This is a genomic window from Sphingopyxis sp. BSN-002, from assembly GCF_022024275.1.
Classification (GTDB): Bacteria; Pseudomonadota; Alphaproteobacteria; order Sphingomonadales; family Sphingomonadaceae; genus Sphingopyxis.
Map to the genome: position 1 here is coordinate 1,632,874 of NZ_CP091804.1, position 13,155 is coordinate 1,646,028.

The 13,155-nt window shown below is 65.9% G+C and carries 13 protein-coding genes; 11 read left to right on the plus strand and 2 right to left on the minus strand.

Features of this window, described 5'->3' with window-relative positions; translation table 11 throughout:
• Positions 1-38: 38 nt before the first annotated feature.
• From L7H23_RS08105 to L7H23_RS08140, 8 genes are all read left to right on the plus strand, one after another.
• Positions 39-788 (plus strand): sterol desaturase family protein, encoded by a 750-nt coding sequence (locus L7H23_RS08105; RefSeq protein ID WP_237838834.1) that lies wholly within the window; start codon positions 39-41, stop codon positions 786-788.
• Positions 736-1,143 carry a DUF2141 domain-containing protein gene (locus L7H23_RS08110; protein WP_237838835.1) on the plus strand — a complete coding sequence of 136 codons (408 nt, stop codon included), beginning with the start codon at positions 736-738 and terminating at the stop codon, positions 1,141-1,143. Before L7H23_RS08105 ends, L7H23_RS08110 begins: the two co-directional genes overlap by 53 nt.
• A 32-nt stretch (positions 1,144-1,175) precedes the next feature.
• Positions 1,176-2,801 carry an apolipoprotein N-acyltransferase gene (lnt, locus tag L7H23_RS08115; protein ID WP_237838836.1) on the plus strand — a complete coding sequence of 542 codons (1,626 nt, stop codon included), beginning with the start codon at positions 1,176-1,178 and terminating at the stop codon, positions 2,799-2,801.
• Between the two features lie 64 nt (positions 2,802-2,865).
• Positions 2,866-4,092, plus strand: coding sequence for a methionine adenosyltransferase (metK, locus tag L7H23_RS08120; RefSeq protein WP_237838837.1), 1,227 nt, complete (start codon positions 2,866-2,868; stop codon positions 4,090-4,092).
• An 8-nt stretch (positions 4,093-4,100) separates the two neighbouring features.
• Positions 4,101-5,348, plus strand: a complete 1,248-nt coding sequence (locus tag L7H23_RS08125) for a threonine synthase (RefSeq protein ID WP_237839164.1) — start codon at positions 4,101-4,103, stop codon at positions 5,346-5,348.
• Positions 5,349-5,411: 63 nt separating this feature from the next.
• Positions 5,412-6,476 carry a hypothetical protein gene (locus L7H23_RS08130; protein WP_237838838.1) on the plus strand — a complete coding sequence of 355 codons (1,065 nt, stop codon included), beginning with the start codon at positions 5,412-5,414 and terminating at the stop codon, positions 6,474-6,476.
• A 41-nt stretch (positions 6,477-6,517) separates the two neighbouring features.
• Positions 6,518-7,249: a tRNA (guanine(46)-N(7))-methyltransferase TrmB gene (locus L7H23_RS08135; RefSeq protein ID WP_237838839.1), complete on the plus strand. Its 732-nt coding sequence runs from the start codon at positions 6,518-6,520 to the stop codon at positions 7,247-7,249.
• Positions 7,250-7,313: 64 nt separating this feature from the next.
• Positions 7,314-9,359: a transglycosylase domain-containing protein gene (locus tag L7H23_RS08140; protein ID WP_237838840.1), complete on the plus strand. Its 2,046-nt coding sequence runs from the start codon at positions 7,314-7,316 to the stop codon at positions 9,357-9,359.
• Positions 9,360-9,464: 105 nt separating this feature from the next.
• On the opposite strand, the gene L7H23_RS08145 is transcribed toward L7H23_RS08140, so the two are convergent.
• The gene (locus L7H23_RS08145; RefSeq protein WP_237838841.1) at positions 9,465-9,797 is read right to left on the minus strand and encodes a hypothetical protein; all 333 of its coding nucleotides are present in this window, start codon (positions 9,795-9,797) and stop codon (positions 9,465-9,467) included.
• 83 nt (positions 9,798-9,880) lie between these two features.
• Between L7H23_RS08145 and L7H23_RS08150 the strand changes: the two genes are divergently transcribed.
• The 3 genes from L7H23_RS08150 to L7H23_RS08160 all read left to right on the plus strand — a co-directional run bounded on the left by L7H23_RS08150 (position 9,881) and on the right by L7H23_RS08160 (position 12,240).
• Positions 9,881-10,807: a LysR family transcriptional regulator gene (locus tag L7H23_RS08150; RefSeq protein WP_237838842.1), complete on the plus strand. Its 927-nt coding sequence runs from the start codon at positions 9,881-9,883 to the stop codon at positions 10,805-10,807.
• 113 nt (positions 10,808-10,920) lie between these two features.
• Positions 10,921-11,691, plus strand: coding sequence for a sulfite exporter TauE/SafE family protein (locus tag L7H23_RS08155; protein WP_237838843.1), 771 nt, complete (start codon positions 10,921-10,923; stop codon positions 11,689-11,691).
• 108 nt (positions 11,692-11,799) lie between these two features.
• On the plus strand, positions 11,800-12,240 hold the full coding sequence (locus L7H23_RS08160) for a hypothetical protein (RefSeq protein WP_237838844.1): 441 nt from the start codon (positions 11,800-11,802) through the stop codon (positions 12,238-12,240).
• Between the two features lie 261 nt (positions 12,241-12,501).
• Here the strand turns inward: L7H23_RS08160 and L7H23_RS08165 are convergent, their stop codons facing one another.
• On the minus strand, positions 12,502-13,053 hold the full coding sequence (locus L7H23_RS08165; protein WP_237838845.1) for a hypothetical protein: 552 nt from the start codon (positions 13,051-13,053) through the stop codon (positions 12,502-12,504).
• Positions 13,054-13,155 lie beyond the last annotated feature (102 nt).

Consider the following 13,155-nt stretch of genomic DNA (forward strand, 5'->3'; position numbering starts at 1 on the left):
CCTAGCGAGCCCGACGACGGGCCGCTATGGCTTCGTGCATGGCCGCGATCATTTTCTCCGCGATTGCGATGACGCTGATCGTCGGCGTCCGCTATCTGCTGAGCAGCGGCGGCTTTGCCTTCGCGACCCGGCTCAAACACCCCGGCCTCTATCGCGGGCTGGAGCCGCAGATGAAGCGCGAGATCGGCTGGAGTCTCGCGAGTGCCGCCATCTATGGCGCGCCCGCGGGCATCGTCGCCTGGGGGTGGCAGGAGCGCGGCTGGACGCGCATCTACACCGATCTGCACGCTTTTCCGCTCTGGTATCTGCCGGTGAGCCTCTTCGCCTATCTGCTGATCCACGACACATGGTTTTACTGGACGCATCGCTGGATGCACCGGCCGCGGCCGTTCCGCATCGCGCACGCCGTGCATCACCAGAGCCGCCCGCCGACGGCGTGGGCGGCGATGAGCTTTCACCCGGTCGAGGCGATCACCGGCGCGGTCGTGATTCCCGCGCTGGTCTTCCTGATCCCGATCCATGTCGCGATGCTGGGCCTCGTCCTGACGATCATGACGATCATGGGCGTCGGCAATCATATGGGGTGGGAGATGTTTCCGCGCGCGCTGGTGCATGGACCCGCGGGGAGATGGCTGATAACGGCGACGCATCACGAAGCGCATCATGCGGCCTATCGGGGGAATTATGGGCTTTATTTCCGCTTCTGGGACAAGGCGTGCGGCACGGATATCGGGCTTGGCAGCTTTGACCGCGCTGCTGACCGCCGCGAGCGCGCCGCCGACCGTTGAGGTCAGCATCACCGGCCTGCGCAACGCCAAGGGCCAGATCCTCGTCTGCCTGACCACCAATCCCAAGGCCTTTCCCGATTGCAGCAAGGACAAGGCGTCGGTGCGGATGGCGGTGAAAGCCGCTGATGCGGGAGATTTCCTGATCCACGCGCCGGCCGCCGGCACCTATGCGATCGCGGTCGTCCACGACGAGAACAGCAACAACAAGATGGACCTTGCGATCTTCCTGCCGAAGGAAGGCTTCGGCTTTTCACGCAACCCGACGATCACCGTCGGCCCGCCGAGCTTCAAGTCGGCGAGCTTTGCGGTGACGGGCGACATGCGCCAGTCGATCAAGATGAAATATATGCTCTAGTGGGCGATGCGACGCGGGGCTAAAGAGCGCCCGTGACCGCGCCTTCATCCCGCATCGCCGCTTTCGCCGACCGCTGGCCGAAGCTCGTCGCCCTGTTGCTCGGCGCCGTTTCGGCAACCGGCTTCGCCCCGCTCAACCTCTGGCCGCTGACCCTTGCCGCCTTCGCCGGTCTGATGGCGCTGGTTGTGCGCAGCCCGAAGGGGTCGCGCGCGCTCGGGATCGGCTGGGCCTTCGGGGTCGGTCATTTCACGATCGGACTCAACTGGATCGCGACCGCCTTCACCTATCAGGCCGCGATGCCCGCGTGGCTCGGCTGGATCGCGGTCGTCCTGCTGGCGCTCTATCTCGCGGTCTATCCGGCACTGGCGGCATGGGGCGCATGGCTGGTACGGCGGGTCGGGCCGGTCCAGACCGGGGTGCCCCTCTCGTTCGTGCTCGCTTTTGCAGCACTGTGGACCTTGACCGAATGGCTGCGGAGCTGGGTGTTTACAGGTTTCGCGTGGAACCCGCTGGGCGTCTTTCTCGTCCCCCTCTCGCTGACATGGCCGGCGAAAACCATAGGAACCTATGGCCTGTCGGGCCTTGCCCTGCTGTGGATTGGCTGGGGTTTGCGCGAGACCCCGCGATGGTTCACCGCCTTTCGGGGCGGGTTGAAGGACGGCACCTTTCTTTCGGCACTGATGCTGGGGCCCATATTGTTTTTCGGCTTTCCGGTCCTGTTTTACGGATTGGCCAGCATGAGCATGGCCGAATTTGCCGGCGTGGGCGCCAAAGTGCCTGTCACCGTGGTTCAGCCCAATGTCGGGCAGCAGGACAAATGGGAAGGCGACAAGGCCGACCTCAATTTCGAAAAGCTCGCCCGGCTGACGGAGCCGAAATCCGACACCCCGCGCCTGATCCTGTGGCCGGAGGCGGCGGTGCCCGACTATCTCGAGACCGGCTATCCGCTCGTCTATTACGACCGCTCGCCCGCCGCAGCGCGCGCGCGGCTGACAGCGCTGATGAACCCCGACGATGTGATGCTTCTCGGCGCGCTCAAGCTCGAACTCGACAAGACGGGGCAGGCCGTCGGCGCGCGCAATGCGGTGATGACCGTCCATGCCGACGGCACACTCGGCCCGCGCTACGACAAGGCGCATCTCGTCCCTTACGGTGAATATCTGCCGATGCGGCCGGTGCTGTCGGCGATCGGCCTGTCGCGGCTTGCGCCCGGCGATATCGACTTCTGGCCGGGACCGGGGCCGCACACGCTCGACCTCGGCCGTTTCGGCAGGGCGGGACTGCAGATCTGTTACGAGATCATCTTTTCGGGTCAGGTCGTCGACCGCGCGCACCGCCCCGATTTCATCTTCAACCCGTCGAACGACGCCTGGTTCGGTGGCTGGGGTCCGCCGCAGCATCTGGCGCAGGCACGGCTGCGCGCGATCGAGGAAGGGCTGCCGGTCATCCGCGCGACCCCGACCGGGATCAGCGCGGTGATCGACGCCGACGGACGCATTCTCGCTTCGCTGCTGATGCATGAGGCCGGGCGCATCGACGCTTTCGTTCCGAAGGCGCACGCGCCGACGCCTTTCGCACGCCATGGCAACATGCTGCCGGTCGCGTTCGCGCTGCTGCTGCTCGCGGCCGCCATTGCCTTTCGGCAGCGCGGGCGCTAACAGCGCAGCCACATAAAGCATCCTTTATATTCGATTCCCCTCTACCGATTCCGAGAAGGCCCCCATGCGCAACAGCTTCCTCTTCACGTCCGAAAGCGTTTCCGAAGGTCACCCCGACAAGGTCGCCGACCAGATTTCGGATTCGATCGTCGACCTGTTCCTGTCGAAGGATCCCGAAGCGCGCGTCGCATGCGAAACGCTGACCACGACGCAGCTTGTCGTGCTGGCGGGCGAAATCCGCTGCAAGGGCGTGTTCGAGGACGGCGAATGGGCGCCGGGTGCGCTCGACGAGATCGAGGCAACCGTCCGCAAGACGGTGAAGGACATCGGCTATGAGCAGTCGGGTTTTCACTGGAACGAGTTCCGCTTCGAGAACAACCTGCACGGCCAGTCGGCGCACATCGCGCAGGGCGTCGACGAGAGCGCCGACAAGGACGAAGGAGCGGGCGATCAGGGCATCATGTTCGGCTATGCGTCGGACGAGACCCCCGACCTGATGCCGGCGACGCTCGATTACAGCCACAAGATCCTCGAGCGCATGGCCGCCGACCGCAAGGCGGGCACCGCGCCCTTCCTCGAGCCCGACGCCAAGAGCCAGGTCACGCTGCGCTATGCCAACGAACGTCCGGTCGAGGCGACCGCGATCGTCGTGTCGACCCAGCACGCGCCGGGCTATTTCTTCCACGGCGGCGAAGGCGACGAAGCGAAATATCAGGAGCTGCGCAAATATGTGCTCGGCGTGATCGCCGACGTGCTGCCCGCCGAACTGCTGACCGCGAACACCGTCTATCACATCAACCCCACCGGGCGTTTCGAGATCGGCGGCCCCGACGGCGACGCGGGCCTGACCGGCCGCAAGATCATCGTCGACACTTACGGTGGCGCGAGCCCGCACGGCGGCGGCGCGTTCAGCGGCAAGGACCCGACCAAGGTCGACCGTTCGGCGGCCTATGTGACCCGCTATCTCGCCAAGAACATCGTCGCTGCGGGCCTTGCGCGCCGCTGCACGATCCAGCTCAGCTATGCGATCGGCGTCGCCGAGCCGCTGTCGATCTATGTCGACCTGCACGGCACCGCGGCCGAAGGCGTGACCGAAGCGGCGATCGAACAGGCGATCCCGCAGCTTGTGCGCCTGACGCCCAAGGGCATCCGCACCCACCTCGGCCTCAACAAGCCGATCTACAAGCAGACCGCGGCCTATGGCCACTTCGGCCGCACCGCCGAGGGCGATGCCTTCCCGTGGGAGCGCACCGACCTGACCGACAAGCTGAAGGCGGCAGTCGCGGGGTGAGCAGGGGCCTGCCGCTCAACGTCAATCTGACGGCGGAGCGGCCGACCTTCGTCACGCATCTCGAATGCGGGCTGACCGGCGCGCGGTACGATGCAGATGTGCTGCACGGGCTGTCGGACGCCGGGCGGCCGTTGCTCGTGCGCTATGACCTGGCGGGCGTCGGCGCGTCGATCGACAAGGCGGCGCTCGGCCAGCGGCCGCGCGATCTGTGGCGCTGGCGCGAGCTGCTGCCCGTGCGCCGAACCGACAATATCGTCAGCCTCGGCGAGATCGACACGCCGGTGATCGCGCTCGACAAGGTCGCCGCGATGGACGGCGGCAGGGGCGGGCGCCTGCTGGTCAAGGACGAAGGCCGGCTGCCGACCGGATCGTTCAAGGCGCGCGGGCTGGTCATGGCGATCAGCATGGCGAAGGAACTCGGCGTCACCAGCATCGCGATGCCGACCAACGGCAATGCCGGCGCGGCAGCCGCGGCCTATGCGGCGCAGGCGGGGATGGAAGCGATCATCTTCTGCCCCGACGACACCCCCGAGATCAACGTCCGCGAGATCGCAGCGCAGGGCGCGCGCGTGTATCGCGTCAACGGGCTGATCGACGATTGCGGCAAGCTGGTGCGCGAGGGCGCGGCCGCGAACGGCTGGTTCGACCTGTCGACGCTGAAGGAGCCGTACCGGATCGAGGGCAAGAAGACGATGGGACTGGAACTCGCCGAACAGTTCGGCTGGGAGCTGCCCGACGTGATCTTTTATCCGACCGGCGGCGGCACCGGGCTGATCGGCATGTGGAAGGCCTTCGCCGAATTGCAGGCGTTCGGCTGGATCGGCGCGAAGCGGCCGCGGATGATCGCGGTCCAGGCCGAAGGATGCGCGCCGATGGTGCGCGCGTGGGAGGCCGGCGATCGCCACGCGACGCGGTGGGAAGATGCCGCGACGATCGCTTCGGGTATTCGCGTCCCGCAGGCGGTTGGCGACTTCCTGATCCTCGACGCGGTACGCGAATCGAACGGGCGCGCGGTCGCGGTCAGCGACGCGGCGATCGAAAAAGCCGTCGACGATGCGGCACGAGGCGATGGCCTGCTTCTCTGTCCCGAAGGCGGCGCAACGCTCGCCGCATGGCGGCAGGCCCGCGCCGAGGGCTGGGTCGGTGCCGACGAGACCGCATTGCTCTTCAACTGCGCGACCGGGCTCAAATACCCGCTGCCCGACACCTCCCGGACGCTCGACCGGCATGCGACGATCGACTTCGCCGGGCTCTGAAGAGCGCTTGCCATCGCCACACCGATCTGACAGCCTCATTCCCGGATCGGGGAGGGTTCGTACATGGCAAGATACTGGACGAAGGTCGTTTTCACTGCATGCACGGCGCTCTGGCTCGCCGGCAGTGCCGCCGCAGGTCAGGAACCTCTTTCCCTGCAGCCCGGCAAGAGCTGGACGCACAGGCATAGCGGCATCTCGGTCCCCGCGACGCTGGCGGGCACCCCGCGCGAGCGGGGCATGGCCTTTGCCGAAGACGACCTCGACGTCGGGCTGTCCTTCACGGTTGGCGATGCCGTCGAGTCGCTGACCTTCTATGTCTTTCGCGACACGAACGGCGGCGTTCCGCTATGGTTCGCGCAGGCGCAATGGGGGATCGAGAACCGCGACGCCTATGGCCACCCGGTGATCGCGGTCGCGCCGCAGGCGTTCGTACCCCCGGGACAGACGGTCGCCTCGGGTCTGAAAGCCATTTATACGCCGAAGGGTGGCCCCTATCGCAGCACCGGCGTGATGCTGTTCCCCGTCGGCGAATGGTATGTGAAGGTTCGCGCGTCGTCGCAAACGCGCCCGCCCGCAGAGCTCGGCAAATGGATGGACTCCGCGCTGGCGGAGATCGGATGGCCCACGACGATCGCGAACGGCCCCTTGGCAGCGCCGGTCACCGACTGCGCGACGCCGCTCGTCTTCGAGGGCAAGTCCAGGGATATATCGGGCGACATGATGCAGGATGCGATCGGCGCCGCGCTGGTTTCGGCCGCGGCGGGCGAGGCGAAGAAGGAACCGGTGGCGGTGCAATGGTGCCGCGACCGGAAGCTCGAGGGCAATCAGGCGGTGTATCGCGCGAACGCCGCGACCGACGCCTATCTCCTCGCGGTCGGCGACAATGGTAACGGCATCGAGGTCGCGCGATCGATCGGCAGCCTTCCCGGCGTCGCGAAGGACAAGGCGCCACGCTATGGCATCACGCTGCATATGGCGGCGCAGGATATCAACTTCGCCTCACAGGATCGCCTTCCCTCCCCCGACCGGATCCTTGCGATCGTCAACGAGGGTCGCTTCACCAGCACCGTCGCGACATGGGGCGAAAAGCGCGATGTCCGGATCAGCGGCGGTGCAAAACAGGAATAGCGCCCTTTCGCTCGCTGCCCCGGCACGCTAACGCGCGCGACATGACTGCGTATAAATCGGGCGACCCGACCACCCTCAACCGCCTCTATGGCCGCGCCCAGGGCAGACCTCTGCGCGCCGGCCAGCAGGATCTGGTCGACAATCTGCTGCCGCAGATCGCGGTTCCGGCCGAGGGCGAGGTCACCGCCGCGCGGCTGTTCGGTTACGACCGGCCGCTGCATTTCGAGATCGGCTTCGGCGGCGGCGAGCATATGGCGGCGCGCGCCGACATGCTGCCCGATCACGGCTTCATCGGCGCGGAACCCTTCGTCAACGGCGTCGCGCAGGCGCTGGTCCATGTCAGCGGCGATCCGCATCTGGCCGACAAGGGACGCGCGCGTCCGCCGCTCGGCAATGTCCGCATCCATCATGGCGACGCGCTCGAAGTGCTGCGCCGCATTCCCGACGGCGCGCTCTCCTTCGCCTATCTGCTTCACCCCGATCCGTGGCCGAAGGCGCGCCATGCGAAGCGGCGGATGATGAACGATGGCCCGGTCGACCTGATCGCCGCGAAACTGAAGCCCGGCGGCGAGTTCCGCTTCGGCACCGATCACCCGGTCTATCTTCAGCACGCGCTGATGGTGATGCGGCGCCATCGCCACCAGTTCGAATGGCTGGCGCAGGACGCGCAGGATTTCCTCGTCCGTCCCGGCGGCTGGCCCGAAACACGCTACGAAGCCAAGGCGCGCGCGCAGGGGCACGAGGTCTGGTATTTCCGCTATCGCCGCCGCTGAGCGCCCGCTAGCCTGCAAGCGATTTGCTTCTGCTGTGTTGCTGGTGTAATACGGGACGCCGAGCATGTTTCCATTCCGCAAAAAGCCCGCCCCCGTCCCGCCGCCGCCCGCCGAAGGGTTCGGCGCGCCCTATCCTGATCCCGGCTTTCCCGGAGCCGTTGCGCCGCCACCGCCCGAATCGCGCTGGCGCAAATGGACGCGGCGCGCCTCGCGCGGTTTTGCGATCTTCGCGATCGCCTTCATCCTGCTCGTCGGCTGGCTCGCGCTCACCGCGCCGCTGTCGAAGTCGCTCGAACCGATCGCGCCGCCCGAGATCACCCTGCTCGCCTCCGACGGCACCCCGATCGCGCGGATGGGCGCGATCGTCGACAAGCCGGTCGAGGTCGCGAAACTGCCGAAGCATGTCACCGGCGCCTTCCTCGCGATCGAGGACCGGCGCTTCTACAGCCATAGGGGCGTCGACCCGCGCAGCGTCGGGCGCGCCGTGTGGGCGAATGTGTCGGGCGGGCGCCCGCAGGGCGGCAGCACGATCACCCAGCAGCTCGCCAAATTCACCTTCCTGACCCCCAAACGGACGCTCGGCCGCAAGGCGCGCGAGGCGCTGATCGCCTTCTGGCTCGAAGCCTGGCTGTCGAAGGACGAGATTCTCGAGCGCTATCTGTCGAACGCCTATTTCGGCGACAACACCTATGGCCTGCGCGCCGCCTCGCTCCATTATTTCTCGCGCCAGCCCGAGAAACTGACGACGGCGCAGGCGGCGATGCTCGCGGGGCTGGTACAGGCGCCTTCGCGCCTCGCGCCGACCAAGAACCCAGATCTCGCGGCGAAGCGGATGAAGCTGGTCGTCAACGCGATGGTCATCACCGGCTATCTGACCGAAGCCGAGGCGAAGAAACTGCGGCCACCGCGCGTCGATGTCCGGAGCCGCAACGACCTGCCGACCGGCACCTATTTCGCCGACTGGGCGCTCCCCGAGGCGCGCAAGCTCAGCGACGTCGGCTATTCGCGCCAGACGATCCGCACGACGCTCGACGCGCGGTTGCAGGGGATCGCGCGGCGCGTCACCGCGAACGCCGGAGTCGGCAAGGCGCAGGTGGCGCTCGTCGCGATGCGCCCGAACGGCGAGGTCGTCGCGATGGTCGGCGGGCGCGACTATGCCGCCTCGCCCTTCAACCGCGTGACGCAGGCGCGGCGCCAGCCGGGGTCGACCTTCAAGCTGTTCGTCTATCTGGCGGCGCTGCGGGACGGGAAGGAACCCGACGATCTGATCGACAACCGGCCGATCACGAGCGGATCGTACCAGCCCAAGAATTCGGGCGGCGCCTATTCGGACACGATCACGCTGGAGAATGCCTTTGCGCAGTCGAGCAATGTTGCCGCCGTGCGGCTGCTGCGCGAGATTGGCGACGACAAGGTGATCCGCATGGCGCGGGATCTGGGCGTCACATCGCCACTCGCGCGCGGCGACCCCAGCCTTGCGCTCGGCACGTCGAGCATGACCCTGCTCGAACTCACCGCCGCCTATGCCGCGGTCGCCGCGAACAGCTATCCGGTCGTGCCGCACGCCTTCAAGGAAGAGGAGGAAGGCTGGTTCAGCAGCCTGTTCTTCGGTCCCGACCATTTCGGAACGCGCGTCCACGACGACATCGAGCAGATGCTGCGCGCCGCGGTCAATCGCGGCACCGGGCGCGCGGCGCGGCTGCCGCAGGCCAATTTCGGCAAGACGGGGACGAGTCAGGACAATCGCGACGCGCTGTTCGTCGGCTATGCCAACGGGCTGGTCGTCGGCATCTGGATCGGCAACGACGACAATTCGCCGCACGGCATCGCCGGCGGCGGTGCGCCGGCGCGCATCTGGCGCGACTTCATGACGCAGGCGAGCGGTAAGCGCATCCCGGCGAAGGCGCCGCCTGCCCGTGCCGAAGATCCGGGCACCCCGGTCCAGCCGCTCGACATCCCCGACATTCCGGCGGTGCCGATAGCCGACAAGACGAGCGTCGAGGTCAAGGACGGCAATGCGGTGATCAGCACCGAGATCGGCGGGACGCGCGTCGACCTGCGACTTCCCGTGACCGATCGGCCGAAAGAGACGGCTCCGCCACCGCCTTAGCCCAAAACAAATGGGGCGGCCTCGTTATGAGTACCGCCCCAGTTAGTGGGGTCCGTCTGGAGAGGGAGAGGACGGACCGGAGATTGGTGTCTCAGGCTTATTCGATTAGCGCGACGCCATGCGGCTGTCGGTGGCTTCTTCGACGCCGGCGAGCTTGAGCGCGGCGCGGAACTGCTTGGCGGCAGCGCGTTCGTTGCCGGCTTCGCAGAGCTTCTTGCCGGTCGAGACGAAGCGCTTCGCATTCGCCTGCTTGCTGGCTTCGGCGCCGTTGGCGGCGACATAAGCCTGTTCGGCGAGGGTCGAGCAGCGATAGTCGCCGCTGTCCTGCGCATAGGCCGGCGAAGTCGAGGCGATCAGGCCGGTGAAAGCGAGAGCCGACGCTGCGACGATCGCGAAAGCCGAGGGGAAGCGGCGGAAAGAGGAGAGCTGGTAGGCCATGGGAGAGGTTCCTTTCGTTTCGTTGTGCAACCTTTTTAGTTGCTGTTGCGCACATAGATAATCCTCTATAATCTGCAAGTGCTTTGAAGCAGGATTTAACAATCCCCCATGGGGCTCTCGACGGGATCGAGGCTTTCCTCCGGGTCGCGGAAAGGCGCAGCTTTTCTGCCGCCGCAAGCGACCTTGGCGTCTCGCCCTCGGCGATCAGCCAGACCGTGAAAGCGCTCGAGGCGCGTATCGGCGCGCCCTTGTTCATGCGCACGACGCGCAGCGTCGGGCTGACGCAGGCAGGCGAGATGTTCCTTGAGCGCGCCGCCCCCGCCTATTCGGGGCTCGCCGATGCCTATGAAGCGGCGCGCAACCTCGGCAACCGGCCCGCCGGACGCCTGCGCATCAACCTGATGCGCGGTGCGGTGCAGCCCTTGTTCGAGCCGATCATCGCGGGCTTCTGCGAAACCTATCCCGAGATCGAGCTGGAAATCTATGCCGACGACGCGCTGTCGGACCTCAGCGCCGGCGGCTTCGACGCGGGTGTACGGATGGGAGAATCGCTCGACGCCGACGTCATCGCGGTGCGGCTGACCGGCCCCTTCCGTTTCGTCGTGGCGGGAACCCCCGCCTATTTCGCAAAATACGGCCGGCCCGAAACGCCCGAGGATCTGCGCAACCACCGCTGCGTCCGCTTCCGGCTGGCATCGGGCGGGCTGATGCCGTGGACCTTCGAGAAGGGAAACCGCGATTTCGACGTCGCGGTGACCGGTCCGGTGATCGTCAACGACTGGATCGCCGCCACCGTCGCGATGCGCAGCGGGATCGCGATGATCATGACCGCGGAGCCGGTGGCAAAGGCGATGGTTGAGACCGGCGAGGTCGAACTCGTACTCACCGACTATGCCAGCGCGACCTCCGGCCTGTTCCTTTATTATCCCAGCCGCAAGCAGGTGATGCCCAAGCTGCGCGCCTTCATCGACTATGTGCGCGAATTCCTGCCCGACAATGTGACCGGATAGGCCTGCTTTTGGGCGCAGAAACAAATCCCTTCACCGCGCGCAGAAAAATTGGGCTAGCGAATCCCTGCAAAAGGCGGCAGCCCGTTGTCAATTAAATCACTTGGGATGAAGACATGCTCGAAATCGCGTCCATCGACATCGCGTCGCTGCTGCCGTTCATCCTGATCGGCTTTGCCGCCCAGCTTGTCGACGGCGCACTCGGCATGGCGTTCGGCGTCATTTGCAACACGCTGCTGGTCGCTGTGATGGGCGTGCCGCCCGCAACCGCATCGGCGCGCATTCACGTCGTCGAGGTGTTCACGACCGCGGTGTCGGGGATCAGCCACCTGCTCCATCGCAACATCGAATGGTCGCTGTTCTGGAAACTGCTCATCCCCGGCGTCACCGGCGGCGTGCTCGGTGCCTATGTGCTGACCTCGCTCCACGCCGACATCGTCAAACCCTTTGTGCTCGCCTATCTGGTCGCGATCGGCGTCTGGCTGCTGATCCGCGGCCTGCTCTATCCGCCCAAGATCCAGAAGCCGACGGTGATCGCTCCGCTCGGACTGGTCGGCGGATTTCTGGATGCCGCCGGCGGCGGCGGCTGGGGACCGGTCGTGACCTCGAACCTGCTCGTTCAGGGCGCCGAGCCGCGCAAGGTCGTCGGCACGGTGAACAGCGTCGAATTCTTCCTGACGCTCGCGGTCTCCGCGACCTTCATCTGGAACCTCGGCTTTGCCGATGTCGCGGGCGCGACGCTCGGCCTGCTGATCGGCGGTGTGCTCGCTGCCCCGCTCGGGGCGATCATGGCCAAGCGCTTCTCGGTCAAGCTGATGCTGACACTGGTCGGCGTGGTACTGACCGCAACGAGCGCCTTCGGACTGTATCGCGCTCTGTTCGCCTGAAGGCCGGTTTCGACCGCTTGCGGACATTCACGAGGGCGTTACGTATCGTTTGTCTTCCCGCGATAAGACGATTGTCGATGGCTCCGGCATGAGGCTGATACATTGTTAATGCACATCATCGTAGCTGTTTTGGCCCAGACGGCCTCGCCGCCGCCACTAACCGCGATAGAGGATTGGTCATCCTATGACCCTATCGCAAACAGCGACCGTGTTTCCGTCGTCTGCCCCGAAGCAGGCCGGGTAACGGCGGAGTTTGACCGACAGGGCTATGTGGTTTCTGTCGTTGCTATCGAAGGATTTTCGCGGCGTCTTTCGAAGGATGATCGGTCAGCAATCAACGCCGCCATCGCGCCCCTCCACGTTTTGGATCGCGTCGAAATCGGCTGCAACGGTCCAAACGAAGCTCTAATTCACGTTTTGGGAGGCTTCAAAGAAATCGATGGCAAAATGATGCGGCAATCGGTTCCGATGGTCTGGGGAAGCTCGGGCTTACGCGGCATCGGGGGAAGTAAGCTTCCCCGGATAGAGCTATCACCAAATCTTCGGTGAGAACCAGCGGCGGTCAGTCAGCTTGCCACCCCGTTTTCGCCATTCGCTCCCGATCTAGATGCGATGGCGGCAATCGACCATTTGCGGACGCTCTTCTCCCCTCCCGCTTGCGGGAGGGGTCGGGGGTGGGCAGCGACGTTGCGATCAACCCACCCCGCTGCGGCTAGCCAGCAAGCTGGCAAGCCTCACTGCCCCTCCCGCAAGCGGGAGGGGACACCAGCTCGCTCCTGAAACGGCCGCTCTCCACCCCAAAACGGACAATCAGTTTGCCGGCTTGGTCTCGTCGACCTTCTCGACCCATTCGGGATAGAAGCTCGGCTCGCGCGCCGACCAGCCCGGCGCGGTCGCGGCGGCTTCACTGATCGACTGGAGCAGCACCTTGCGCTTGTCGGGGTGAAGGTGCGGCAGCGACGCCGCGGCGCAGAAGGCGCCCGGCAGCCACGGCCGCGCGTGCGCGCCGAGCAAGCGCTCGTAGAGAAAGCGATAGGGTGCAAAGCCCTGCAACCGGTCCTGCCCGAGGTCGAACGCCGACACCGCGATCAGCGGCGCCATGAAATGTTCGAGCGCGTCGAGGCCGCTGTCGTCGGGAATATGCGCACGGACCTCGACGAGCCGCTGATAGACACGCGCCTGAACGCGGATCGCGGTTTCCTCGACCATGTCGCGCGACCAGCGGGCGATCGCGTCGTCGCGTTCGAGCCCGATGTCGAGCGAGCGGCGGATATAACGCTGGGTCGCTGCAGGGAAGCCCGCAAATTCCTTGATCTCGGATATGGACAGGTCGCCTGCGGCCGGTCCTGAACGCGTCGCCATGGTCATGCTCCCGCACGGCGCCCGGGGAGCCATCCCCCCGGAGGCCTGCATCAGACAGTCTGCCACCAAAATGGTTAGTGGCGGGTTAACCATGGCGTCGGG